This is a genomic window from Serratia proteamaculans, from assembly GCF_008830365.1.
GTDB lineage: Bacteria > Pseudomonadota > Gammaproteobacteria > Enterobacterales > Enterobacteriaceae > Serratia > Serratia proteamaculans.
The window spans coordinates 130547-155437 of sequence record NZ_WBKI01000004.1; the positions used below are offsets into that span (position 1 = coordinate 130547).

Genomic DNA, 24891 nt, shown 5'->3' on the forward strand with positions numbered 1-24891 from the left:
TCGCTGTGAAAAATTTTTCAATAAAAATAACCCGAATCGCGATCACTCTGATTCTGGTCCTGCTGGGGATCGTCGCCATATTCAAAGCCTGGGTGTTCTACACTGAATCTCCCTGGACGCGTGACGCCAAGTTCACCGCCGACGTGGTGGCCATTGCCCCGGACGTCACCGGTCTGTTGACCGACGTGCCTCTGGTGGACAACCAACTGGTGAAGAAAGGGCAGGTGCTGCTGGTTATCGACCAGCCGCGCTACCAACAGGCCCTGGCAGAAGCCAACGCCGACGTTGCCTATTACCAGACGCTGGCGGCGGAAAAGAGACGTGAAGCCGGTCGCCGTGTGCGCCTCGGTGTGCAGGCAATGTCGCAGGAAGAGATCGACCAGGCTAACAACGTGCTGCAAACCGTAGAGCATCAGTTGGCGAAGGCAGTGGCGACCCGTGAACTGGCTAAATTGGATCTGGAACGCACCACGGTGCGCGCACCGGCCGATGGCTGGATCACCAACCTGAACGTACATGCCGGTGAATACATCACCCGGGGTTCAGTCGCGGTGGCGCTGGTGAAGAAAAACAGTTTCTACATTCTGGCCTACCTGGAAGAAACCAAGTTGAATGGCCTGAACAAGGGCGACCGTGCGGAAATCACCCCGCTGGGCAGCAATCGCATCATGCACGGCACCGTCGATAGCGTGGCTGCCGCCGTCAACAACAGCAGCAGCACCGTGAACAGCAAAGGGCTGGCGTCGATCGACAGCAACCTGGAGTGGGTGCGCTTGGCCCAGCGCGTGCCGGTGAAGATCCTGCTGGACGACAAAGACCAGTTGCATCCGTACCCGGCGGGGACCACCGCCACGGTGGTGATCACCGGTAAGAACGATCGTGCTACCGACAGCGGCTCGCCTTTTGTGCGTTTGATGCATCGGCTGCGTGAGTTCGGTTAATGAATAACCCAACCTTTATCCGGCTGAGATTTGCCTTCAAGCTCAGCTTTGCGGTGGTGTTTGCCCTGTTTGTCGGTTTCCATCTCAATCTGGAAACCCCACGCTGGTCGGCGATGACCGCCGCCATCGTGGCCGCCGGCACGGCCTTTGCGGCGGGTGGCGAGCCTTTTTCCGGTGCTATTCGTCATCGTGGCTGGCTGCGTATTATTGGCACCTTTATTGGCTGTTTTGTTGGCATCGTGATTATCGTTACTACGGCGCGTGCACCGGTGGTGATGTTGTTGTTGTGCTGCATTTGGGCTGGTTTTTGCACCTGGGTTTCCTCTCTGGTGAAAGTTGAAAACTCCTATGCCTGGGGTTTGGCGGGTTATACCGCGCTGATTATTATCGTGACCGTTGCCAGCAGTGAATCTCACCTGCTGGAAGCGCCGCAGTTCGCCATTGAGCGCTGCAGCGAGATCGTGCTGGGGATCGTCAGCGCCGTGCTGGCGGACCTGCTGTTCTCACCACGTTCGATCAAACAGGATATCGACCGGGCGGTGGATAAACTGCTGGTGGATCAGTACCTGTTGATGCAGATGTGCATCAGCAACGCCGAGAAAGAAGACATCGACCGTGCCTGGAGCAATCTGGTGAAGAGCACCACTGCGCTGAACGGCATGCGCAGCCACCTGATGATGGAGTCATCACGCTGGCAGAAAGTAAACCGGCGCGTTCTGGCGATGCATACGCTGTCTCTGACGCTGATAACCCAGGCCTGTGAAACCTATTTAATCCTGTTGAACCACCCGGATGCACTGAAGGAAAATATCCGTGAGTTGCTGATGGTCCCGGCGGAAACGCCGCAGGAAATTCATAAGCGTATGAAGCTGTTGCGACAGGTGTTAACCACCAACCGTACCGACGAAACATTGCTGACCATTACCAGTTGGGTGGGGGCGGCTACCCGTTACCTGTTGCTGGCTAAAGGGGTGCACACCAACAGCAGTATCAGTGCGGTTGAAGAGGGTGTGCTGAGCAGTGAGGTGGTGGTTAAACCGACTTCGGCGGAAGGTCACCACGCGATAATTAACGGCCTGCGCACCTTTGTGGCGACGGCGTTTGGTAGCCTGCTGTGGCTGTGGACAGGCTGGACCTCCGGCAGCGGTTTTATGGTGATCATCGCGGTGATCACCTCGCTGGCGATGCGTACCCCGGCACCACGTATGGTGGCTATGGACTTTATCCTGGGCATGTTGGCGGCGATCCCGGTCGGTTCACTGTTCTTTATGGTGATCCTGCCGGCGACTCAGCAAAGTATTTTACTGCTGTGCCTCAGCCTGGGTCTGCTGGCGTTTTTCATCGGTATCGAAGTACAAAAACGGCGGTTGGGTTCACTCGGCTTGCTGGCGGGGACCATCAATATTCTGGTGTTGAGTAACCCGATGGAGTTCAACGTCACACAGTTTCTCGATGGTGCGCTCGGCCAGTTCCTCGGCAGTTGCGTGGGCCTGATGGTGCTGTTGCTGATCCGTGATAACTCCCGCGAACGTACCGGCCGCACGCTGCTGAACCAGTTTGTCGGCAGTGCGGTATCGGCGCTGACCACCAAGACCTCACGCCGTCAGCAAAACCACCTGCCTGCGCTGTATCAACAGTTGAATCAGCTGCTGATGATGTTCCCGAACGATATTGCCAAGTACCGGCTGGCGCTGAACCTGATCATTGCTCACCAGCGTATGCAGCGAGCGGAGATCCCGGTCAGCGAGGAGCTTTCGGTATTCCATAAACAGATCCGCAATACCGCCGACCATATGGTCTCGGCGAAGAACGACGTAAAACGTGCTTATTATTACGATCGGCTGTTGAGCGAAATGAACGATTATCAGCAGAAACTGGTGGATTATCAGGCACCGCTCAGCGTCACCGGGCCGGTAAAACGCCTGGCCGACATGCTGCACCGCTATCGCCATGCGCTGATTGACTGATACCTCAAATATCCCTGCCGGGGCTATACTTGCCTGAGTTGGCCCTGTTTCAGAGTTGCACTGAGTGCCAGACGCGCGGCAAAATGGCATGATTAGCTTGAACGGGTGATGCAGGTTGTTCGGCGCGGTTTCCCTGAAGTGAAAACGTTACATGCCAGTCATCTCTGCTTCATCCTTTTCATCTATAAATCCAACCAGCATGGGTGCTGATGCACCCCTGTAGGCCATAAATCAGGGACAGCAATGAACAAGCGGATCCTCGTGGCGATAGTTATCGCCGTTGTGATAGCCGGTTTTAACGCATTGCGCGGTAACGATCGAGTGATTGCCAACGTGCCAGTGGTGGCCGAAGGTCAGAGTATTGACCAACTGACGCAGCAGAAAAGGGTGGTGAGCTACCTGCAGCAGCATCAGCGGTTGCCGGACTATTACATCACCAAGAAGCAGGCGCGTGAGCAGGGATGGGATGCACGTAGCGGTAATCTGTGTTCGGTGCTGCCGGGCAAGGCGATTGGCGGCGACCGTTTCTCAAACCGAGAAGGGCAATTGCCCACGGCCCGCAGTCGGGTATGGCGCGAGGCGGATATCAATTATCAATGCGGCCGGCGCGGTGCCGATCGCTTGCTGTATTCCAGCGATGGCCTGATTTTTGTCACGCGTGACCATTATAAAAACTTCATTCGGGTGGAGTGAGCTTGATGGCAAAAGTAGAGTTCGATTTTAATCAGATTAACGATTTGCCGGCGTTTTACCGCGACTTTGCGCATAAGTTTGCGCTGGATGAGGCGTTTGGCGCCAATCTGGATGCACTGTGGGACGTGGTGACTGCCGACATCGGCTTGCCGGTGGAGATAGAATTCACCCATCTCAACGCCCGCAGCAAACGACGCTTTGGCGCGATTATCCTGCTGTTTGAAGAGGCGGAGGAAGAGCTGGAAGGCAGCCTGCGTTTCAATATTCGTGAAAGCAGCGGTGAACCTGCACATCACCGGGGATGAATCGAGTTCATCCCGTGGTGACGGCGGCGATCATTGGGCGGTCTCGGCCAGATCGCGCAGGTATTGGAATATTTGACGGTAAGCTTTCGGCGGCTTGTTAGCGGCTTTCTCTTTCTGTGCGTTACGCACCAGTGAGCGCAGCTGCTGACGATCGGCTTCTGGATACAGCGCCAGGATCGGCGGGATTGCATCATCGCCTTCTTCCACCAGGCGGTCACGCAGCGCTTCCAGCTTGTGGAACAGCGAAACCTGTTGGTTATGGCGGTTCTTCAGCTTGTCGAGCGCGGTCTGAATCGGCTCTATGTCGCGGGCACGCAGCATCTTGCCAATCAGTTGCAGCTGACGACGGCGGCCTTCTTTCTTGATCTTCTGCGCCAGTTCAATCGCAGCGCGCAAATCTTCATCCAGCGGGATGCGTTCCAGCGCGTTCTTACCCAGCTCGACCAGTTCGACACCCAGGTCTTTCAGCGCTTCGGCATCACGTTTAATTTCACTTTTACTGACCCAGATAATCTCGTCATCTTCCTCGTCAATGTTCTCCGGGACATCGTCGAGCCAGTCTTCAGGCTGTTTGTTCATGGTAGGCTCCGTTAAAAAGAGGCTAATCCTAACAGGTTGCCGGCTTTATGCGAAATTCCACGCGGTTCCTGTTAGACTCAAAAGCATAAATCTCATGATTTTTGCGCGTGACTCCGCGCGCAACCACGCCGCCACGGCACTTTTCTCAACGATTTTCTGATTAAGTATGGCAGATTGATGAAAGTAGTCACTCAAGTTGCAGAACAGCGCAAGGCGCTGGAACAGGCCGTCTCACAGGCTTTGGAACTGGCGCGCGCCGGCTCCGATGCGGCAGAAGTTGCCGTGACCAAATCTACCGGTATCAGCGTCAGCACCCGCTTCGGCGAGGTGGAGAACGTTGAGTTCAACAGCGATGGTGCGTTGGGCATTACCGTCTATCATCAGCAACGCAAAGGCAGTGCTTCTTCTACCGATCTCAGCCCGGATGCCATTGCCCGCACCGTGCAGGCGGCGCTGGATATTGCCCGCTATACCTCGGTGGATCCGCATGCAGGTCCGGCAGAGAAAGACCTGTTGGCGTTTGAAGCACCGGATCTTGATCTGTTCCACCCGGCAGAGCTGGACGCCGATCGCGGTATCGAACTGGCTGCTCGCGCCGAACAGGCGTCACTGGCGGCGGATAAACGCATCACCAACACTGAAGGCGGCAGTTTTAACAGCCACTACGGTATCAAGGTGTTCGGCAACAGCCACGGCATGCTGCAAAGTTATTGCTCCAGCCGACATTCATTGTCGAGCTGTGTGATTGCCGAGCAGGGCGGTGATATGGAGCGTGATTACGCCTATACCATCGGCCGTGCCATGAGCGATCTGGAAAGCCCTGAATGGGTGGGCCAGGAATGTGCCCGTCGCACTTTGTCGCGTCTGGCACCGCGCAAGCTGTCGACCATGACTGCCCCGGTCCTGTTCGCCTCGGAAGTGGCGACCGGTCTGTTCGGCCACCTGGTTGGCGCCATCAGCGGCAGCAGCGTCTATCGTAAATCGACCTTCCTGCTGGATTCGTTGGGCAAGCAGATCTTACCGGACTGGCTGACCATTGAAGAGCATCCGCACCTGCTGAAAGGGCTGGCTTCCACGCCGTTCGACAGCGAGGGCGTACGTACCCAACGGCGCGACATTGTTAAAGATGGCGTGCTGCAAACCTGGCTGATGACCAGCTACGCGGCGCGTAAGCTCGGCATGCACAGCACCGGCCATGCGGGCGGCATTCACAACTGGCGCATCGCCGGGCAGGGCAATGACTTTGCCGGCATGCTCAAGCAGTTGGGTACCGGCCTGGTGGTTACCGAGCTGATGGGCCAGGGTGTCAGCGGCATTACCGGTGACTACTCACGCGGTGCTGCCGGTTTCTGGGTGGAAAATGGGGAGATCCAGTATCCAGTCAGTGAGATCACCATCGCCGGTAACCTGAAAGACATGCTGCGCAATATTGTCAGCGTGGGCAGCGATATCGAAACCCGCAGCAATATCCAGTGCGGCTCCGTATTGCTGCCGGACATGAAAATCGCCGGTCAGTAATCTCTGCTACGGCTGGCCGCTTCTGTTGCCAGCCGCATCTCTCTTCTTTCCTTCCCCCGTTTTAACCTTGCTTACAAATCTTCGGTTTCGGTTTTCAGCGCCCTTGCCTATGGTTAGGCTGGGTCAAATAAAACAATAACCGGAAGGTGAGCAAGCATGTCGAACAAACTGAAAGCGCTGTTGGCGTTGGCGCTGCTGGGTGCCAGTACACTGGCGGTCGCGGCCGATCTGGCCGACGATATGGATACCATCGCAGGCAATTACAAAAAGGTGCTGAGCACCGATTCCACGGATACTCTCAAACAAAGCCTGCAGAATATGCGTGCCGCGGCGGTAGATGCCAAGCAAAGCAAGCCGCCGAAAATGGAAGACAAAGCCAACGATAGCCCAGAGATAAAAGATTTTCACCACGGGCTGGATACGTTGATCGGCCAGATCGATCAGTCGCTGGCGCTGGCCAACCAGGGCAAGCTGGCCGAAGCCAAACAGGTCGCGCAGGGCTTCAAGCAAACTCGCGACACCAACCACAAGAAATTCCGTTAAGCCCTTTCGCGCCGTTCTGAAGCCAGATAGCAGGATGGCGCCTGCCCCAGCACGCGGCGAAACATGGTTGCAAACGCCGCGCTGCTTTCATAACCCAATTCCAGAGCCACCTGAGTGACGCTACTGCCTTCGGCCAATTGGGCCAGCGCCAACACCACGCAGGCCCGCTGACGCCATTGTGAAAATGACATGCCGGTTTGATCCCGGAACAAGCGGCTGAAGCTGCGGATACTCATATACAGGCGTGTAGCCCACACCTGCGGTGAGTCGTGCGCGTCGGGCTGCTGCAGGAATCTCTGGCACAGTTCCCCCAGTCGCCGATCGGCAGGCAGCGGGATGTGCAGCGGCAGGGACTGCAGCTGGGCAAGCTCATGTAACAGCAAACTGACCAGCGCGCCATCCCGACCTTGCTGCTGATACTCGAGGGGCATATCGACTGCCGCCATCAACAGTTGGCGCATCAGCGGTGTCACGCTAACCACCTGACAAACCTGAGGCTGAGAGGCCAGTAGCGCCGTCGGTTCAATGTACAGGCTGCGGGTCGTGACGCCGACCATTCTCACCTCGTGCGGCATCTGTGGCGGCAGCCACACCGCCCGCTGTGGTGGCACAAGCCAGTTACCCTGGAGGGTAAATACGTGCATCACCCCGGTGGCACCATAGAGTAGCTGAGCGCGCCTGTGGCTGTGCATGGGCAACAGATGGCCTGAAGGGTAGTCGGTCCCTATGGCAATCACCGGCCTCGGCACGTGGTCGAGGTCATCAATACGTACGTTGCGCATAAACCCTGTCGTTGTGTAGTTTGGCCGAAACGCAATGATAGTTGGCCTTTCATATAAAGCAAGCCAGTCGCCATCACTCTACTATCAGGGCAGAAAAATAACGCTGCCTTGGTGGCGAGGTATTTTATTGTTGATTGAACCCTCATTATTTTACGCCGGGGCAGGGTGGGTTATCTCACCTGTGTAATACAAGAAGTTAATAAGGAATAAATGACTGTTTATTCCAACACCTGAAGCAATAGTTATTCTTTTAATGCTGTGACTATAAGGTGATATTTCATGTATAAGATCGGTGTGATTGGTGGTGGCGCGGCGGGTATTTCTTTTGCGTATAACTTTATTAAGAATAAGGCGATTAATAATTGCAATAAGCATCTTTCGCTGAAGGTTTATGACAAACAAGGTTTTAATGGTGGCATGGCTTACAGTAGTGACTTCGATAGCCATATCCTCAATATGACGCCGGAGAACATGTCGGCGGATATTTTTGACCGTGCGCATTTTTCCGATTGGATCTCGATGCATTTCCCTCGCTACTGTAAAGACCGCTATCCGCCTCGCTGGGTTTATAAAGACTATCTCGATTTTATTCGCGATATGTCGGTGTTTATGGCGGCTGACAGCAACGTTACGCTGAATTTTATTACCGCTGAAGTCGAAGCGATCGGCTCGCATTCCGGGGGGTATTTGTTGACCACCGCCGGTGGCGCTGCGGAGCAGATGAACGCGTTAGTGTTGTGTTCGGGGCATAATGAAGCGGAAAGCCTGTATCCGATTGATGGCGTTATTGCCTACCAGGCTAATCGGGAATTGCCGGCTATCAGCCCTGCTTCAGCAGTCGGTGTGATTGGCTGTAGTCTGACGGCGATAGACGCGATTATCGAGCTGATTGAACGGGTGGGCGCGAGTGATATATCCGCTTTGTCGCGTTCCGGATTATTCCCCAGCGTGCAGCCTGCACTGATGCGCGCACCGCCACCCGCATTCAGGCAACGCCTGGTCCGTTTCGTCGCCGACCATAGCTATATCGACGCGCATCAGTTGGTTCATGTGATTAACGCGGCGCTGGAGCAATACTACCCAGGTCCGGAGCGGCTGACGGTGCTGTCGGCGATGGGGGCCGGTAAGGATTGTTATCGCGATCTGGCTGAAAGCCTGAGCCGGGCGCGCTTCGCCCGTGAGCATATTTGTAGCTACCTGGCCGCTATCCATCCTGCGGTGTGTGAGGCTTGGGTAAAAATGGATGAAAATAATCGACAGGTATTTATGCGCTTCTATAATTCGTCTTGGATGCGCAACCGGCACGCCATGCCATTAAAAAATGCCAATAAAATTATCACTGCATTTGAATGCCAACGGCTGCGTGCTTTTGGCGGTGTGATCAATATCGAGAAGAACGATCAAGGTTTTAAAGCTTTTTGCCATAATACGGCGGTTCATACCCAATATCTGCTTAATTGCACGGCCCCTTCTTATCAAATGAAACCAAACCGGTTAAACGACACTTTGTTGCAGGGTGGCCTGGTGCAAGAAAATATATTTGGCGGCGTGAAGTGTGATCCCCTGACACTAAAAATACCGGACGAACAGGGCAATGAACAAAACCTTTACTCTCTGGGTGCTCCGGCGAAAGGGGATCTTTTTTATACCTCGGCAATGGAATCCATAACCCGGGATATCAGTAAAATAGTTTTCAATAACAGCATATTTAATACCAAGAAGGTAACAGTATGAAAAACGTAGCGCTATTTGTTGGCAACGATATTTTTTCCTGGTTGGCATGTCAGGATGTTATTAGCGCCTTAAACAAGGAGTGTACTTTTACGGTTTATTTTCCCCTGGCGAAAGCGTCGAGCCGTTTGCAGGAGCCTGCGGTGCGGCAACTGGGGCTTTATGAGCGTCAGGTGCTGAATGACTTCGTCTTTCCCTTTGCCAGCCGACATGCCGATGTTTGCCAGGGGGCTTATCAGGCACCGCAGGTTTTCCTGGCGGGCGCTGCGGTGAATGCGCATCGTATTACGAATATCAATGACCGCGCCTTTATCAGCAGCTTGGGAAATATGGATGCGGTGATTTCATTGCGCTGTTATCAGAAGTTTTCTGCTGACTATGTACGGGCTTTCAGCCAGCGCGGTAAATTGCTGTGGAACCTGCATCCAGGGGATTTGCCGCATTATCGCGGCGTCATGACGCTCTTTCGTGCCATGATGAACGGTGAGGAACGCTGCGCATTAACGTTGCACGAGATGGATGAGCAATGGGATGCCGGCCCGGTGATCGCTCGCCAGCCCGCCGAACTGCGCTATGACCTTTCATTTTTGGAAAATATGTTGCTGCTGGGGATCCGTTCCGGCGCCTTTTTGGCGAATCAGTTAATGCGGGTGGGTGAGCGGAAACCGATAACCGTGGAACGGCAAGGCGACTACCGTTATTGGGGCTTCCCGGATGCACAAACCCTGGAACAGGCACAGGCGGTGGGGATTGAACTCGTCGACCATGATGCTATTCGCCGCCATTACCTGGCTTTGTTTGTCGGCGATGCATTCCATGCGTTGGCCGGTCAGTTCGCAGCCGGTTTTGATGATTTCATTCGGGCGCATAGCCATGATTGAGACGCTGGTCATCCTCGGTGCCGGTTTTATTACCGGCATCACCACCATTTTGTTCGGTTTTGGCGGCGGCTTTGTGGTGGTGCCCTTTGTTTATCATTTGGTTGCCGCTTCGGGCGAACAGTCAGGTCAGGCAATGCATATCGCGGTGGCGACCTCGACGGCGGTGATGATCCTGAATTCGGGCTATGCCACCTTCACCAACTGGCGCAGCGGCAACCTGCTGCGTGAAACCATCGTCCCGCTGATCTATTTTATCGGCATTGGCGCTGCGTTGGGGGCTTTTGCCTCCAGCTTGCTGGAAGACGGGGTGGTTAGGCTGCTGTTTGTAATTTATATGCTGGTGACGATCGCAGATTGCCTGTTCAGACAGGGTTTTTTAGTCAAGCCGGCTCGTGCGGTGCTGTCAAAGGCAACCCTGTGGATCGGGGGGCCATTAATCGGGGTGATTGCTACTATGCTCGGCGTGGGGGGAAGTGTGCTGACGGTGCCTTTATTGCGTCGGCATGGCTACGAAATGAAGCATTGCGTCAGCGCGGCCAATCCGTTGTCGATCCCGGTCGCCGTCATTGGTGCATTGATGTATGTCGGATTGGGTTGGAAGGAAATGACCGGGCCGCAATACCTGGGCTATGTCAATCTCACCATTCTTGGGCTGCTGGTGGCTGCAGGTATTTCGGGGATCCTGTTTGCCAAAAGGTGGTTGCCGAAGGTCAACGACAGGCTGCATGCCAGAATTTACGTGTTGTTGTTGATCCTGGTTTTGATCGCTATCAGCTTGTAAGACACAGACAGAAAGGGCGGTAAGGTACCGCCCCGATAACCATTTAGCGGTGGTATTCACCCGCCGCTTCCGGCTGGTACAACAGTTCCAGCACTTCGATATGCGCTTCTTCACCGTTTGGCAACTGCCAGGTAATCTGGTTACCTATATGCATGCCCAGCAGCGCTGCGCCCAGTGGCGCCATCACAGAAAGCTGCTCGTGGCTATCCTTCAGCGAAGCCGGGTAAACCAGCGTACGCACGTGTTCTTCTGCCGTATGCAGGTCGCGGAAACGTACGCGGCTGTTCATGGTCACCACGCTGGCTGGGATCTGGGACGGCGGCAGGATTTCGGCGCGATCCAGCTCGATGTTCAGCGCAGCGGCGACATCGGTGTTGGCATAGGCCGGTTGTGCCAATAGCGCATCCAGGCGCTCCGCATCCAGCTCATTAATAGTAATGGTTGGTTTGGTCATTCCACTCTCCAGTCAAATCAAAGGGCGCAGGTTACGCGCCCATAAATTCGGAAAAACAGCACAAAAGCAACACCCCCCGCGCCAGAGGAGCGGGGGGTGTTGTTGATGTCGAATTGTCTTACCGATAGTAGGCGGTTAAGCGGGGAAAAGAAAGAGATCCCGATCACGAAGCTTTTCACCACCGCTGCGCGAACTGGAAACAGTTTGTGGTGTTATCTTTTTGTAATTTAATTGAATTATCTGGCAAATACCTATTTTGCGAAATGGATCCCTGACGGTCACTGAATTTCCACTTCCAACTGGAAAAAAACACGCTACACAGAAAATCTTCCCGGGGTTAGGGTAAAGACATCAGAGAAGGCGGGTTATTCAGGTGATGCGCTATGCGATTGACAGAATCATGTTTGGATCTAGGGGTACTGAAAAGTGAATGATGGATCTGCTGCGAGAGAAAATAGTGAGCAACCCGATATCAGTCAGGCCGGGGCGATAACCGAGCAGGTGCTTACTGATATTACCGCGATGCTGAGCGCAGAAGGCATTTATACCAATGCCGTACAGCAACAGATGCTGGAATCGCATATTCGCGCCATGGTGCTACGCTCAATAACCGGCGAGCCTTTGCCTGAGGTGGATAAATCATTGTTTGATGAAATCTCAGAGGAATCAATGAAAATGGCGGAAAGGGTCGTGGATCCATTTAGCACTCTACCGATAGAAGAAGCTTATTTGCTTTCCGTACATTTTGAAGTGGCAAAAGATAATAACCAATAGCAGTTAACGAATTAATTTAATCAGGAGAAATACCATGGGTCAGATTACCGTAGTGATTGGCGATCGTTTGGGTAAAGGTCAAAAAGTGGGGCAGGGCATTGAAAACGCAGGTGGAAAAGCCATTGTGATCCCAGGCGTAGCGGCAGACATGAAACTCGGCGACGTGATGAAAGCGGAAGGCGCGCAGTTGGGTATTTCTTTCTGCGGCAGCGGCGGTGCTGGTGCGATTACCGCTCAAACCAAATACGGCTATAAAGCCAAATACGGCATGCGCTCGATTGATGAAGGTGTGACGGCAATTAACGAAGGCTGCACTGTGTTAGGTTTCGGTTTTATGGATAAAGAAGAACTGGGCCAGAGGCTGGTTGAAGCTTACGTTAAAAAACACGGCAATCCGTAATGAAAGAGCAATATACAACGTCGGTAAAGGTGGAGGGTAAGGGCGACAGCAAAGCGAAAGCTTTTGCTTCCGCCTTGGCCAATGTGCAGGGCGCGGTATTAAAATCCACCAGTAATATTCTGCTGCGTATTGAACCGCAGGATGTCAGCGTATTAAAAGCGGAAGAGAAAATAACAAAAGAAAAATTTCTGTTCTTCTTTCTGCCGCGCGAAAGAAAGAACTATTCCGTTACTCTGGAAATAACCGTGAACGTGACAATCATCAATACAGAAAAAGTTGTCTTCGTCGCGAAATAAAAACGTTAGCATAAATCAAAGGGTATACTGATGTTTTTAATCATCTTATTTAAGTCGCTTATTATAGGTGGACTGGTGGGGGTTGGCGTAGGGGCCGGCGCCGCACGTATGTTCCATGCCCCGACCACACAGGGCATGGGCGCTTTCCGCACCCTGGGCGAGCTGAACTCCTGCGAGGGCGATCCGGCTTCTCATTTCTCATTCGGTCTGGGCTTCTTCTTCAACGCCTGGGCGTCTTCCGTGGCGGCGGGGGCCTTCACGCAGGACGTTGACCACCGCATCATCCCACATTGGGGGGCGGCGGCGTTGATGGTCAAAAACCGCAACCTGGCGCAAACGCTGCACGATCCGAAAAAAATGGCTATCGCCTGCGGCATTATCGGCATGCTGGTAGTGGCTTTCCTCAACACTACTGCTTCTGCAGTGCCTGCTGCGCTGCAGGTCACGGCGATTAAAGTATTGGTACCGGCCGCTAACCTGCTGGTGAACACCGTGATGCCGGTGATCTTCTGGCTGGCGGCGATCGACGCCGGGCGTCGCTCCGGTTTCTGGGGCACCATCTTCGGTGGCCTGGCGCAGTTGATCATGGGTAACGCCGTACCGGGTCTGGTGCTGGGTATCCTGATCGGTAAAGGCGTGGAAGAGAGTGGCTGGAACAAAATCACCAAGATCATGATGGCGGTGATCGTGCTGTTGTTCGTGCTGAGCGGTTTCTTCCGCGGCTTCGACATGAAAGTCCTCGAGTCCTTCAGCCTCGGTGTGCCGGGCTGGCTGGATGCCATTCACAATACCCTGAGCGGTAAATAAGGAGCTGGATGATGGAAGAACAAACCCAAAAAGGCTTCTGGTATGCCGACTGGTCATTCCCGATTTTTGTTGGCCTGCTCTCTTCCGGCGTGTTCGCCGGGACGCACATGTACTACCTGTATGGCATCGGTGCCTTTAACGAAGTGGCCTTCGTATCCATGCTGCGGGCCGGAATGGACACCGGCGTTTATGGCGCGGTTGCGGCATTCGGTGCCAGCTTCCTGTTTGCGCGCATCATCGAAGGCTCGCTGGTGGGGATCCTGGACATCGGCGGTGCGATCCAGACCGGTGTAGGGTTGGGGGTGCCGGCACTGTTGCTGGGGGCGGGGATTATCTTCCCGGTCGCCAACTTTGCTGCCTCGCTGATAACGGGTCTGGTGATTGGTTTGGCGATTGGCTACCTGATCATTCTGGCGCGTAAATTCACCATCAATCAGAGCAACTCCACCTACGGGGCTGACGTGATGATGGGGGCCGGTAACTCCTCAGGCCGCTTCCTGGGGCCGTTGATCATCCTATCTGCGATGACCGCCTCAATCCCTATTGGCATTGGTTCACTGCTCGGCGCACTGCTGTTCTATATCTGGAATAAGCCAATCACCGGTGGGGCGATCCTCGGGGCGATGCTGTTAGGGGCTATTTTCCCGGTAGCCATCGCTTAAATGCGACTGTGATTGTCGGGGAGCGGTTCGCCGCTCCCCTGCTTGAAAAGGAGTAATGCAGTATGTATGACTTAGTGATCAGACGCGCCAGACTGGCGGATGGCCGGTTGGTCGATTTGGCGGTGCAGGATGGCAAGATTGCCGAGGTAGGGCAGTTGGCTGACGACGTTAGTGCTCATCGGCACTGGGATCTGGCGGGTCAGCACCACCTGAGCGCCGGTTGGATCGATTCCCACGTGCATTGTTACCCCTCTTCGCCGATTTACCATGACCAACCGGATTTGGTCGGCACCGCCTGCGGAGTCACCACGGTGGTCGACGCCGGTAGCACCGGCACCGATGATATCGATGCGTTTTATGCGTTGACACGCAGTGCCAAAACCAACGTCTTCGCCTTCCTGAATATTTCACGTATTGGCCTGCTGCGGCAGAACGAACTGGCCGATCTGGCGGATATCGATAAGCAAAAAGTCAGCCAGGCAATTGGCGACCACCCGGGCTTTATCATCGGCATCAAGGCGCGTATGAGCAGCAGCGTGGTTGGGCAGAATGGCACCCGGCCGCTGGTACTCGCCAAAGAGATCCAGCAGGAAAACAACCTATTGCCACTGATGGTGCATATCGGCAATAACCCGCCGGATCTGGACGAGATTGCCGATCTGCTGACCCGTGGCGACATTATCACCCACTGCTACAACGGCAAACCGAACCGTATTCTGACCCCGGCGGGCACACTGCGTGAATCTATCCAGCGCGCATTAAAGCGTGGTGTGTTGCTCGACGTCGGCCACGGTACCGCCAGTTTCAGCTTTGAAGTCGCCCGGCAGGCGATTGCGCTGGGCATTTTGCCGCATACCATCAGTTCCGATATTTATTGCCGCAACCGCATGGCCGGGCCGGTACACAGCCTGGCGACGGTGATGTCCAAATTCTTCAGCGTCGGGTTGTCGCTGCCGCAGGTGATCGCCTGCGTGACCGAGAACGCCGCCTCGGCGCTGCGCCTGGTCAACAAGGGCCGGCTTGACGTGGGCTGCGATGCCGATTTCACCTTGTTTGATCTCCGCCAGGGGCCGCAGGTATTTGCCGACTCAGAAGGGCAATCGGCCACCGGCCAACAGTTGCTGGTTCCGCTGGCTGCCGTCGTGGCCGGGGAAATCCTATTAACCGATGAAGGGAAAGCCGCTCATGTCTTCGATTTATGAAAAATATAATTTAAAGCAGGTCATTAACACTTCCGGTCGTATGACCATGCTCGGTGTGTCCACGCCGCGTCAGGACGTTATTGACGCCGTTGATTATGGCCTGAATCACTATTTTGAAATCAAGGATCTGGTCGACAAGACCGGTGCCTACATTGCCAACCTGCTGAACGTCGAAGATGCGGTGATCGTTTCCTGCGCCTCGGCGGGCATCGCCCAGTCGGTGGCGGCCCTGATCGTCAAAGATAACGCCAACCTGCTGGTGAACCTGCACTCCGCGCCGATCACCGTTCCGCGTGAGATTGTGCTGCCGCGTGGCCATAACGTTAACTTTGGCGCGCCAGTGGACACCATGGTCGCACTGGGGGGCGGCAAGGTGGTCGAAGCGGGCTACGCCAACGAGTGTTCTGCCGAGCAGCTCGAAGCCTGCATTACGCCGCAGACCGCCGCTATTCTCTACATCAAGTCGCACCACTGCGTGCAGAAAAGCATTCTTTCCGTTGAACAGGCGGTGGTGGTGGCGCGCAAACATAACCTGCCATTGATCGTCGACGCCGCGGCGGAAGAAGATTTGCTGTGCTACTACCAGATGGGAGCCGACCTGGTGGTTTACAGCGGCGCCAAAGCCATCGAAGGGCCAACCAGTGGGTTGGTGATCGGCAAGAAGCAATACGTTGAATGGGTGAAGCTGCAATCCGGCGGTATCGGCCGGGCAATGAAAGTCGGCAAAGAGGGCATTCTCGGCCTGACGCAGGCGATCGAAAGCTATCTGACGCTGGAGAAAACCACCGGCCAGCAAATGGTAGAAAGAATGACGCCGTTTATCGACAGTCTGAATACCCTGACCGGCATCAGCGCCAAAACCGTCTGGGACAGCGCCGGCCGCGACATTGCGCGGGCGGAAATCACCTTTGACGAAGCGATGCTCGGGCATTCGACCTACGACATCGTGCAGGCGCTGAAAACCGGCGAGATCGCCATCTACTTCCGTGGCTATAAGGCCAACGAAGGCAAGATTGAAGTAGACGTGCGCAGCGTTGACCAACAACAGCTGATGACCGTCTTCACCTGTATTAAAAATCTGTTTACGGAGAAACAAGCATGAAGCTGCAACCTAACTACTATCGCGATCGCGTGTGCCTCAACGTATTGGCCGGATCGAAAGACAATGCGCAGGACATCTATTCGGCAGCGGAAGGGCATGTGCTGGTGGGCGTTCTCTCCAAGAACTACCCGGACGTCGACAGTGCGGTGGCGGACATGCAGCGCTATGCACGGCTGATTGAAAATGCGCTGTCAGTGGGATTGGGCGCGGGCGATCCGAAACAATCGACGATGGTCAGCCTGATTTCCCAACGGGTGCAACCACAGCACGTGAACCAGGTGTTTACCGGTGTCGGGGCCAGCCGCGCGCTGTTGGGACAACATGACAGCGTGGTGAACGGTCTGGTATCGCCTACCGGCCGCGTCGGCTGGGTGAAGATCTCGACGGGCCCACTGAGCGCTGCTGCGCCAGACGGCATTGTGCCGGTGGAAACCGCCATTGCCCTGTTAAAAGACATGGGCGGCAGCTCAATCAAGTATTTCCCGATGGGTGGGCTGGCATGCAAAGAAGAATACCAGTATGTGGCCCAGGCCTGCGCCGAGCATGATTTTATGCTGGAGCCGACCGGAGGTATCGATCTGGAAAACTTCGAGCCGATCGTCGAGATCGCACTGGCCGCCGGTGTGAAACGGGTGATTCCGCATATCTACAGCTCAATCATCGATTCCTCCACAGGCAATACCCGCCCACAGGACGTCAAAACCCTGCTGGCAATCACCAAAAAGCTGGTGGGATAAACGCATTATCGGATGACGTAAGGCAGGGAGGCGACAGGCTCTGTATCCACAGGCGCGGGCACACCGCGCCGCTATCTATAATCAGGATAACTATGCGAAACTGGCAGTCTCCAACCCTACGCACCGCGTTAACCCTGGCGCTACTGGCGATGTCCAGCCCGGCGCTGCATGCTGAGGATGCAATGAAATCTACGTCATCTCATTTTGCTTATATCGGTACCTATAATCCCAACGGTGAAGGCGTTTACCGGGTGCAGGTTGACCCGGCCAGCGGAGTGCTGAGCGCCAGAACGCTGGTCAGCAAACAGGGCAATCCGGCGCAGCTCACCGTGGATGCCAAAGGCCAGACACTGTATGTCGCCAGCGAAGTGGCAAATTTTAACGGCACTAAACACGGCGGCATTATCGCTTACCGTATCAATCCATCCGATGGCAATTTGACGCAGCTGAACCAGGTCGATTCACAAGGCGCGGGGCCGGTATATCTTTCTCCTACGCCAAACGGCCGTTATCTGCTGGTAGCGAACTACGTCAGCGGCACCGTGGCTGCTTTGCCGATCGAGAGCGACGGCAAGCTGGGTAAAGCCAGTTCGGTGCAGCAACAGCAGGGGCCGGCAGGTGCCGGCAAGCCAGAAGGCGCGGTGGAAGGCAGTTTCGCCATCAGCGATCACAATGGGCCGCATGCGCATATGATCGCCAGCGATCCGAGCGGCAAGTTTGTATTCTCCACCGATCTCGGGCTGGATCGGATCTACCAGTGGCGCTTTGACGATGCCAGCGGCACGCTGACACCGAACGATCCGCCGTGGATCGCCGCGTCTTCCGCGGGTGCCGGTCCGCGTCACTTTGTATTCCATCCGGACGGTAAAACTGTGCTGCTGGTGAACGAAGAGGCTTCTACGCTGACCAGCTACCGTTTTGATAACCAAAAAGGTACTCTGAAACAGTTACATGTCGTCTCTTCGCTGCCCGCCGACTATAAGGGCACCAACTTTGCTGCCGGTCTGGTTCTCAGCGAGGACGGCAAAAATCTGTATGTTGCTAACCGGCTGCATAACAGCATCGCTCAGTTCAGCGTCGGCAGTGACGGTGAACTGCAGTCGGTGGCGGAAACCTGGACGCGCGGCGATTATCCACGCTCGTTAACGCTAAGTCCGGACGGACATTATCTGTATGCAATGAACCAACGCAGCGATAACGTCACCCGCTTCAGCGTAGACAAGGCCAGCGGCAAACTCAGCTTTGTTGAAGGCTATACGCCGGTGGGCAGCCCCTCGCAAATGGTGTTCTTGCCGGTGGCGAAGTAACTCGTTGCCCGCCTGATTCCCCAGGCGGGCACCTTAATTGACGGAAAGAGAATGGTGCGATTTCCCTACCCGCGTTTGGCCTATCTGTTCGATGCTCTGCAATCTGAGACTTTGCCCCAGGATGAGCTGGCGAAGCGCTTCGCGGTGTCCACCCGCACCGTGCGCGCCGATATCACCGCGTTGAACGATATTCTGGAAAAGTACGGCGCCCACTTTGTGCATAGCCGTGGGGCGGGCTATCGCCTGCAGATCGATGATGCCGCGCTGTTCAGCGCCCTGCAGCATCGGGAACGTAAGAAACATGCCACGCCACGCAGTGCGCAGGAACGGGTGCACTATCTGCTGATTCGTTTTTTGACCTCAGCCTTTTCTCTGAAGCTTGAAGATTTAGCCGATGAATGGTTTGTCAGCCGCGGTACGCTGCAAAACGACATGGCTGAGGTGAGAGAGCGCCTGGCGCACTACCAGTTGACGATTGAAACCAAACCGCGCTACGGCATGAAGCTGTTTGGTTCGGAGATGGCGATCCGCGCCTGTCTGACGGATCTGTTATTCCAACTGCACCTGGCCGACACCGAGAATCCGCTGCTCAACAATGAGATCCTGCTGCAACCGCAGGTAGCGAACTTTGCCGGGCTGTTGCATCCGTTGCTATCGCAATATGCCATCCGCCTGACCGACGAAGGCGAGCAATATCTGATTTTCTACTGTGCGGTGGCGCTGCGGCGCATTACCGACGGTTATCCGCTGCCGGACTTTGACGTTGAGGACGGCGATGACGCGGTACGCAAGGTATCGACCTGGCTGGCGGGGGAGCTGCGCAAAGCCAGCGGCAAAGAGGTGTCGATGGCGGAGGAAGCCTATCTGCGGGTGAATATCGCCGCGCGGCGGGTGCAGGAGGTACAGCCGACCGAGATCAATGCCGATGATGAAGAAGCGCTGGTGGATTACATCCTTTCGTACATCAACGCGCACTATAACTACAACCTGCAGGGCGACAAGCAGCTGCGTGCCGATCTGCTTACCCATATCAAGACCATGATCACCCGGGTAAAGTACCAGATTAATATTCCCAACCCGCTGTTGGCGAACATTAAACAGCACTACCCGATGGCCTATGATGTGACGCTGGCCGCGGTCTCCAGCTGGGGGAAATACACGCCTTATACCCTGAGCGAAAACGAGATCGGCTATCTGGTGCTGCACATTGGCGTTGGGCTGGAGCGGCATTACAACATCGGCTATGAGCGGCATCCGCAGGTGATGCTGGTGTGCGATACCGGTAACTCGACGGTACGTATGATCCAGGCGCAGATTGCACGTAAATACCCGCAACTGGTGATGACGCGCATCGTTTCGCTGCGTGATTACGAGGTGCTCAACCACATCGACGAAGACTTTGTGATTTCCAACGCGCGGGTCAGCGAAAAGAACAAGCCGGTGGTGGTGATGTCGCCGTTCCCTACCGAATACCAGCTCGAACAGCTGGGCAAGCTGGTGCTGGTGGATCGTACCAAGCCCTATATGCTGGAGAAATTCTTCGACGCCGAGCATTTTATGCTGGTCAACGAGCCGCTGACTCAGGCGCAATTGTTCCAGAAGGTATGCAGCCAGCTTGAACGTGAAGGCTACGTCGGCGATGATTTTTATCCGTCGGTGGTGGAGCGCGAGGCGATTGTCTCTACCTTGCTGGGCGAAGGGATTGCACTGCCGCACTCACTGGGGCTGCTGGCGAAAAAAACCGTGGTAGTGACGCTGCTGGCGCCGCAGGGTGTGGCCTGGGGAGAGGGCGAGGTTGCCCATGTGATTTTCCTGCTGGCGATCAGCAAGAGCGATTACGAAGAGGCGATGGCGATTTACGAGCTGTTCGTCACCTTTGTGCGCGAGCGTTCGATGAGCCGCCTGTTGGGCAGTGATAATTTCGAAAGTTTCAAAGCGGTGGCGCTGGACTGTTTAAGCCGGATCTAGTGGGGAATTATAGGGTGGAAGCCAGAGGGCGCAGCATGCAGCGCCCTCTGGCGGTTAGTCTTCGTCAAAACCGGAGTTAATCAGTTCGATCACGGCGGCCAGTGCCTTGGTTTCATCCGGGCCGGTGGCTTCCACTTCGATATGACGGCCCTGTGCGGAGTCCAGCATCAGCAGCGCAATCACGCTGCTGGCTTCGGCCTCGGTGCCGCTGTCATTGCGCAACATCACCTCGGCATCAAAGCTCTGCACCAACTCAAACAGCTTCATCGCCGGGCGCGCATGCATGCCCAGTTTATTTTTGATTTCAACCGTTTGCTTGACCGTCATTGTTTGCGTTTTTCCAGCGTGCGGTGGCGTGACTGCACGTTTTTGCCGCGTGAGCGGAAGTAGTCGGCCAACTGTTCCGCTACATAGACTGAACGGTGTTTACCGCCGGTACAGCCAATGGCGACCGTCAGATAGCTGCGGTTGTTGGTTTCCAGCATCGGCAACCACTGTTCCAGATAGCTGCGGGTCTGGTAGATAAAGTTATGCACTTCAGTGTGACGGTCGAGGAACGAGGCAACGGGCTTATCCAGGCCGGTCATCGGACGCAGTTTCGGATCCCAGTGTGGGTTTGGCAGAAAACGCACGTCGAACACGTAGTCGGCATCAATCGGGATGCCGTGCTTAAAGCCGAAGGATTCGAACACCATGGTCAGCTCGCGCTCGCGTTTACCCAACAGGCGGGTACGCAGCATTTCGGCCAGCTCATGCACCGACATTTCCGAGGTATCGATGATCAGATCGGCCCGGGAGCGCAGTGGCTCAAGCAGGTCGCTCTCTTCATCGATGGCGCTTTCCAGCGACAGGTTCTTGCTGGATAGCGGGTGCAGACGGCGAGTATCACTGTAGCGGCGGATCAGCGTATTACGGTCGGCGTCGAGGAACAGCAACTGCGGTGAAAAGCTGTCCGGCAGTTGGGTCATCGCATATTCAAACACTTCCGGCGATTCCGGCATGTTACGCACGTCGATGCTTACCGCAGCGGAGCTATTGCGTTCCGCCAGCGTATTGGCAAGCTGCGGCAGCAGTACCACGGGCAGGTTATCAACGCAGTAAAAACCCATGTCTTCCAACGCCCGCAAGGCGACGGATTTCCCTGAACCGGAACGGCCGCTGACAATCATCAGCACCATGTGGCAACTCCCCCTGGCATCTCAGTGGCGTTTATCGCCACCGCTAGAAACTTTATGATCCCGATCTGAACCGGGATCCATCGTGGCTAAACAGTATCGTTATCCGGGCTGGAAGTCACGCCAGCCGGGCGTTACTCGGTGATGATTTGGTAAAGCTCTTCGTCACTTTGCGCTGCCCGCAGGCGGCGGCATACGGTTTTGTCGGCCAGGCGCTTGGCGACCAGCGACAGGGTATGCAAATGGGTTTTACACTGGTCGGCCGGCACCAGTAAGGCGAACAGCAGATCGACCGGCTGGTTATCAATGGCGTCAAAGGCGATAGGTTGGTCGAGACGGATAAACACGCCAACGGCCCGCAGTGTGTCCTCTTCCAGTTTGCCGTGGGGAATAGCGATACCGTTGCCGATACCGGTGCTGCCCATGCGCTCGCGGGTGAGAACCGCGTCAAACACCACCTGTGGTGACAGGTTGAGCTGCTTGGCGGCCAGTTCGCTGATAATTTCCAAAGCCCGTTTCTTGCTGGTGCAATGGACGGAGCTTCTGGTGCACTCGATGTTTAACACCGAGCTTAATTGCATTGTTTCGTTGTTCATCTCATCTTCACTTAAAACCACACCAGCAAGCAGGAGGCTTGTGAGGTGATTTTTCGCCTTGTTTAACCCTTGATGGCTTATCGGCGCGATACCCATACAGGTAACGCGCCGATGGCCGAGGCTACGTTTGAGCCGTACCCGCTGACGGAAACGGCCCAGAATGTCAGTGTTGTTTCAGTTTGTCTTTATGTTTGTTCAATTGACGCGCCAGCTTGTCGATCAGGCTGTCAATTGCGGCATACATGTTCTCGTCTTCCGAGGTGGCGTGCAACTCGCCTCCATTCACGTGCACCGTCGCTTCCGCAATCTGCTGCACTTTTTCCACACTAAGAACGACATACACCTGATTTATGCGATCAAAATACTGTTCGAGTTTAGCGAACTTGGTGTTCACGAACTCACGCAAAGGTTCGGTGATTTCGATGTGGTGTCCGGTAATGTTGAGCTGCATAATGTCTTCCTTCTCAATAGAGGTCAAACCAACTGTTTACGTTGGTTGGACGGCGGGATGGACAAAGACTCTCGGTACTTGGCGACGGTACGCCGCGCCACAATGATCCCCTGGTCGGAGAGCAGGGTAGCCAGCTTGCTGTCGCTGAGCGGTTTGGCGGGGTTTTCCGCCGCGATCATTTTCTTCACCACTGCCCGGATCGCCGTAGAGGAAGCTTCGCCTCCGCTGTCGGTATTCACATGGCTGGAGAAGAAATATTTCAATTCGAAAATGCCGCGCGGACTGTGCAAAAACTTCTGCGTGGTCACGCGTGAAATTGTCGATTCATGCATCTCCACGGCCTGGGCGATATCCGCCAACACCATGGGCTTCATAAATTCAGCACCCTGTTCAAAGAACGCCTGTTGCTGTTCGACGATGCAGCGTGAGACTTTCAGCAGGGTGTCGTTTCGGCTTTCCAGGCTTTTGATCAGCCATTTCGCTTCCTGCAGATTGCTGCGGATGTACTGGCCGTCGCTGTCGTTACGCGCGCTGTTACCCATTGCGGCATACTGCTGGTTGATCTTCAAGCGTGGAATGCTGTCGCTGTTGAGCTCAACCGTCCAAACATCTTGCACCTTACGCACCAACACGTCCGGGATCACGTACTCGGATTCGCCGGTGTTGATCGACTGGCCCGGACGCGGATCGAGAGACTGAATCAGCTGCATCGCTTCTTTCAGTGTATCTTCTTTTGAGCGGGTTGTTCGCATCAGGCTGCGAAAGTCGTGGTTAGCCAGCAAGTCCAGATGTTCGCTGATGATCAGGCGTGCTTCAGCCAGGTATGGCGTGTCTTTGGCATACTGGGAAAGCTGAATCAGCAGACAATCGCGCAGATCGCGCGCGGCGACGCCAACCGGATCAAAACGCTGCACACGCTTCAATACCGCTTCGACTTCGTCCATTGTCACATTCTCGTCACCGATGCTCTCCAGAATGTCTTCCAGTGGCACGGTGAGATAGCCGGTGTCATCAACGGCGTCGACTATCGAGGTGGCGATAGCGGCATCGGTATCGGAGAACGGCGTCAGATCCACCTGCCACATCAGGTAGTCCTGTAGGGTCTGGGTGGTTTCGCCCTGATACACCGGCAGCTCATCGTCACTGTAATCGGTACGGGTACCGGACGGCGTACCGGCGGTGTAAATTTCATCCCAGGTGGCGTCCAGCGGCAGCTCTTCGGGCATGTCCTTCTGTTCCAGCGCCTCGCGGGTATCCAAACCTTCGGTTTCGACGGTCTCTTTGGCGTCGACTTCTTCGTGCAGATCGGTCTGTTCAAGCAATGGGTTGCTCTCTAACGCCAGCTGTATCTCCTGCTGGAGCTCAAGCGTGGACAACTGCAGCAGGCGGATAGCCTGCTGGAGCTGGGGGGTCATGGCCAGTTGTTGGCTAAACCTGAGTTGCAAACCTTGCTTCATAATCTTCAGTCTACTTCCGTTAACAGTCGTCCATCAGGACGCGCTGGCACTCAGAGGCGGAATTCTTCGCCCAGATAAACGCGTTTCACCTGCTCATCGGCCAGAATAGCATCCGGCGTGCCGTGAGCAATCAGTTTGCCCTGGCTGACGATATAGGCGCGTTCACACACGTCCAGCGTTTCTCGCACGTTATGGTCGGTGATCAGCACGCCCAGGCCGCTGTCACGCAAGTGCTCGATAATTTTTTTAATGTCGATAACGGAAATCGGGTCAACCCCGGCGAAGGGTTCATCTAACAGGATGAATTTCGGGTTAGCCGCCAGGGCACGGGCGATCTCGACGCGGCGGCGTTCACCACCGGACAGCGCCTGGCCCAGGTTGTCGCGCAGGTGGGTGATATGGAATTCTTCCATCAGCTCTACCGCACGGTCTGCACGCTGCTCACTGCTGAGATCGTCACGGATCTCCAGTACGGCCATCAGGTTGTCATACACGCTGAGGCGGCGGAAGATCGACGCTTCCTGCGGCAAATAGCCGATGCCACGACGCGCACGGGCGTGCAATGGCAGCAGACTGATGTCTTCTTCGTCAATCACGATACGTCCGGCATCACGCTGAACGATACCGACCACCATGTAGAAAGTGGTGGTCTTGCCGGCGCCGTTTGGCCCCAGCAGGCCGACGATCTCGCCGGATTTCACTTTCAGGCTGACGTCTTCAACAACTTTACGGCCCTTGTAGGCTTTCGCCAGGTTTTCTGCGATGAGTGTAGCCATAGATGA

Annotated in this window: 28 protein-coding genes; 19 read left to right on the plus strand and 9 right to left on the minus strand. The window is 55.2% G+C overall.

Annotated elements, in window-relative coordinates; genetic code table 11:
• Nucleotides 1-5 precede the first annotated feature (5 nt).
• The 4 genes from aaeA to F8R23_RS16445 all read left to right on the plus strand — a co-directional run bounded on the left by aaeA (nt 6) and on the right by F8R23_RS16445 (nt 3906).
• Nucleotides 6-941 (plus strand): p-hydroxybenzoic acid efflux pump subunit AaeA, encoded by a 936-nt coding sequence (gene aaeA / locus F8R23_RS16430; RefSeq protein ID WP_112347133.1) that lies wholly within the window; start codon nt 6-8, stop codon nt 939-941.
• Entirely contained in the window at nt 941-2908 is a 1968-nt protein-coding gene (gene aaeB / locus F8R23_RS16435) for a p-hydroxybenzoic acid efflux pump subunit AaeB (protein ID WP_151415819.1), read from the plus strand. The genes aaeA and aaeB overlap by 1 nt, the downstream gene beginning before the upstream one ends.
• 243 nt (nt 2909-3151) lie before the next feature.
• The gene (locus F8R23_RS16440; protein WP_129937232.1) at nt 3152-3601 is read left to right on the plus strand and encodes a ribonuclease; all 450 of its coding nucleotides are present in this window, start codon (nt 3152-3154) and stop codon (nt 3599-3601) included.
• Nucleotides 3602-3606: 5 nt separating this feature from the next.
• Nucleotides 3607-3906: a barstar family protein gene (locus F8R23_RS16445; protein ID WP_037416266.1), complete on the plus strand. Its 300-nt coding sequence runs from the start codon at nt 3607-3609 to the stop codon at nt 3904-3906.
• Between the two features lie 30 nt (nt 3907-3936).
• On the opposite strand, the gene yjgA is transcribed toward F8R23_RS16445, so the two are convergent.
• Nucleotides 3937-4485, minus strand: coding sequence for a ribosome biogenesis factor YjgA (yjgA, locus tag F8R23_RS16450; RefSeq protein WP_085119683.1), 549 nt, complete (start codon nt 4483-4485; stop codon nt 3937-3939).
• 177 nt (nt 4486-4662) lie between these two features.
• On the opposite strand from yjgA, the gene pmbA reads away from it, so the two are divergent.
• Together pmbA and cybC are read left to right on the plus strand one after the other, a co-directional pair.
• Complete coding sequence (gene pmbA / locus F8R23_RS16455) at nt 4663-6003, plus strand: metalloprotease PmbA (RefSeq protein ID WP_099065079.1); 1341 nt, start codon at nt 4663-4665, stop codon at nt 6001-6003.
• A 156-nt stretch (nt 6004-6159) separates the two neighbouring features.
• The gene (cybC, locus tag F8R23_RS16460) at nt 6160-6546 is read left to right on the plus strand and encodes a cytochrome b562 (protein WP_085119680.1); all 387 of its coding nucleotides are present in this window, start codon (nt 6160-6162) and stop codon (nt 6544-6546) included.
• On the opposite strand, the gene F8R23_RS16465 is transcribed toward cybC, so the two are convergent.
• Nucleotides 6543-7328: an AraC family transcriptional regulator gene (locus F8R23_RS16465; protein WP_099065077.1), complete on the minus strand. Its 786-nt coding sequence runs from the start codon at nt 7326-7328 to the stop codon at nt 6543-6545. The two genes, cybC and F8R23_RS16465, sit on opposite strands and share 4 nt — an antisense overlap.
• A gap of 279 nt (nt 7329-7607) precedes the next feature.
• Here F8R23_RS16465 and F8R23_RS16470 point away from each other — a divergent pair, with 279 nt between their 5' ends.
• The 3 genes from F8R23_RS16470 to F8R23_RS16480 are packed head-to-tail and all read left to right on the plus strand — an operon-like array spanning nt 7608 to nt 10721.
• Nucleotides 7608-9062: an FAD/NAD(P)-binding protein gene (locus F8R23_RS16470; RefSeq protein WP_112347129.1), complete on the plus strand. Its 1455-nt coding sequence runs from the start codon at nt 7608-7610 to the stop codon at nt 9060-9062.
• Entirely contained in the window at nt 9059-9940 is an 882-nt protein-coding gene (locus F8R23_RS16475) for a formyltransferase family protein (RefSeq protein ID WP_129937237.1), read from the plus strand. The genes F8R23_RS16470 and F8R23_RS16475 overlap by 4 nt, the downstream gene beginning before the upstream one ends.
• Nucleotides 9933-10721 (plus strand): sulfite exporter TauE/SafE family protein, encoded by a 789-nt coding sequence (locus tag F8R23_RS16480; RefSeq protein WP_099065074.1) that lies wholly within the window; start codon nt 9933-9935, stop codon nt 10719-10721. The genes F8R23_RS16475 and F8R23_RS16480 overlap by 8 nt, the downstream gene beginning before the upstream one ends.
• Nucleotides 10722-10764: 43 nt before the next feature.
• Here the strand turns inward: F8R23_RS16480 and rnk are convergent, their stop codons facing one another.
• Nucleotides 10765-11175: a nucleoside diphosphate kinase regulator gene (gene rnk / locus F8R23_RS16485; RefSeq protein WP_085119679.1), complete on the minus strand. Its 411-nt coding sequence runs from the start codon at nt 11173-11175 to the stop codon at nt 10765-10767.
• A 426-nt stretch (nt 11176-11601) separates the two neighbouring features.
• Here rnk and F8R23_RS16490 point away from each other — a divergent pair, with 426 nt between their 5' ends.
• The 10 genes from F8R23_RS16490 to F8R23_RS16535 all read left to right on the plus strand — a co-directional run bounded on the left by F8R23_RS16490 (nt 11602) and on the right by F8R23_RS16535 (nt 20430).
• A complete protein-coding gene (locus F8R23_RS16490; RefSeq protein ID WP_112347127.1) occupies nt 11602-11949 on the plus strand; it encodes a glycine dehydrogenase in 348 nt (115 codons plus the stop codon).
• A 34-nt stretch (nt 11950-11983) separates the two neighbouring features.
• Nucleotides 11984-12349: a glycine-rich SFCGS family protein gene (locus tag F8R23_RS16495; protein ID WP_012147075.1), complete on the plus strand. Its 366-nt coding sequence runs from the start codon at nt 11984-11986 to the stop codon at nt 12347-12349.
• Complete coding sequence (locus F8R23_RS16500) at nt 12349-12645, plus strand: DUF4312 family protein (protein ID WP_099062091.1); 297 nt, start codon at nt 12349-12351, stop codon at nt 12643-12645. The genes F8R23_RS16495 and F8R23_RS16500 overlap by 1 nt, the downstream gene beginning before the upstream one ends.
• A 30-nt stretch (nt 12646-12675) precedes the next feature.
• The gene (locus F8R23_RS16505) at nt 12676-13452 is read left to right on the plus strand and encodes a DUF4311 domain-containing protein (RefSeq protein WP_012147073.1); all 777 of its coding nucleotides are present in this window, start codon (nt 12676-12678) and stop codon (nt 13450-13452) included.
• Nucleotides 13453-13463: 11 nt separating this feature from the next.
• The gene (locus F8R23_RS16510; RefSeq protein WP_037416299.1) at nt 13464-14114 is read left to right on the plus strand and encodes a DUF4310 family protein; all 651 of its coding nucleotides are present in this window, start codon (nt 13464-13466) and stop codon (nt 14112-14114) included.
• A 62-nt stretch (nt 14115-14176) separates the two neighbouring features.
• Nucleotides 14177-15316, plus strand: coding sequence for an amidohydrolase/deacetylase family metallohydrolase (locus F8R23_RS16515; RefSeq protein ID WP_129937238.1), 1140 nt, complete (start codon nt 14177-14179; stop codon nt 15314-15316).
• Nucleotides 15300-16418, plus strand: coding sequence for a DgaE family pyridoxal phosphate-dependent ammonia lyase (locus F8R23_RS16520; RefSeq protein ID WP_151415820.1), 1119 nt, complete (start codon nt 15300-15302; stop codon nt 16416-16418). Before F8R23_RS16515 ends, F8R23_RS16520 begins: the two co-directional genes overlap by 17 nt.
• Nucleotides 16415-17155 carry a 2-dehydro-3-deoxy-phosphogluconate aldolase gene (gene dagF / locus F8R23_RS16525; protein WP_112347124.1) on the plus strand — a complete coding sequence of 247 codons (741 nt, stop codon included), beginning with the start codon at nt 16415-16417 and terminating at the stop codon, nt 17153-17155. Before F8R23_RS16520 ends, dagF begins: the two co-directional genes overlap by 4 nt.
• 92 nt (nt 17156-17247) lie before the next feature.
• Nucleotides 17248-18462: a lactonase family protein gene (locus F8R23_RS16530; RefSeq protein WP_151415821.1), complete on the plus strand. Its 1215-nt coding sequence runs from the start codon at nt 17248-17250 to the stop codon at nt 18460-18462.
• Between the two features lie 51 nt (nt 18463-18513).
• The gene (locus tag F8R23_RS16535) at nt 18514-20430 is read left to right on the plus strand and encodes a BglG family transcription antiterminator (protein ID WP_129938844.1); all 1917 of its coding nucleotides are present in this window, start codon (nt 18514-18516) and stop codon (nt 20428-20430) included.
• Between the two features lie 54 nt (nt 20431-20484).
• On the opposite strand, the gene npr is transcribed toward F8R23_RS16535, so the two are convergent.
• The 6 genes from npr to lptB all read right to left on the minus strand — a co-directional run bounded on the left by npr (nt 20485) and on the right by lptB (nt 24885).
• Nucleotides 20485-20757 (minus strand): PTS phosphocarrier protein NPr, encoded by a 273-nt coding sequence (gene npr, locus F8R23_RS16540; RefSeq protein ID WP_129937241.1) that lies wholly within the window; start codon nt 20755-20757, stop codon nt 20485-20487.
• The gene (gene rapZ, locus F8R23_RS16545; RefSeq protein WP_012147065.1) at nt 20754-21608 is read right to left on the minus strand and encodes an RNase adapter RapZ; all 855 of its coding nucleotides are present in this window, start codon (nt 21606-21608) and stop codon (nt 20754-20756) included. Before rapZ ends, npr begins: the two co-directional genes overlap by 4 nt.
• A 131-nt stretch (nt 21609-21739) precedes the next feature.
• Nucleotides 21740-22201 carry a PTS IIA-like nitrogen regulatory protein PtsN gene (gene ptsN / locus F8R23_RS16550; RefSeq protein WP_099062098.1) on the minus strand — a complete coding sequence of 154 codons (462 nt, stop codon included), beginning with the start codon at nt 22199-22201 and terminating at the stop codon, nt 21740-21742.
• A gap of 163 nt (nt 22202-22364) precedes the next feature.
• Complete coding sequence (gene hpf / locus F8R23_RS16555) at nt 22365-22652, minus strand: ribosome hibernation promoting factor (protein ID WP_012147063.1); 288 nt, start codon at nt 22650-22652, stop codon at nt 22365-22367.
• 23 nt (nt 22653-22675) lie between these two features.
• A complete protein-coding gene (rpoN, locus tag F8R23_RS16560) occupies nt 22676-24109 on the minus strand; it encodes an RNA polymerase factor sigma-54 (protein WP_129937242.1) in 1434 nt (477 codons plus the stop codon).
• Between the two features lie 50 nt (nt 24110-24159).
• On the minus strand, nt 24160-24885 hold the full coding sequence (gene lptB / locus F8R23_RS16565) for an LPS export ABC transporter ATP-binding protein (protein WP_085119668.1): 726 nt from the start codon (nt 24883-24885) through the stop codon (nt 24160-24162).
• Nucleotides 24886-24891: the final 6 nt, after the last annotated feature.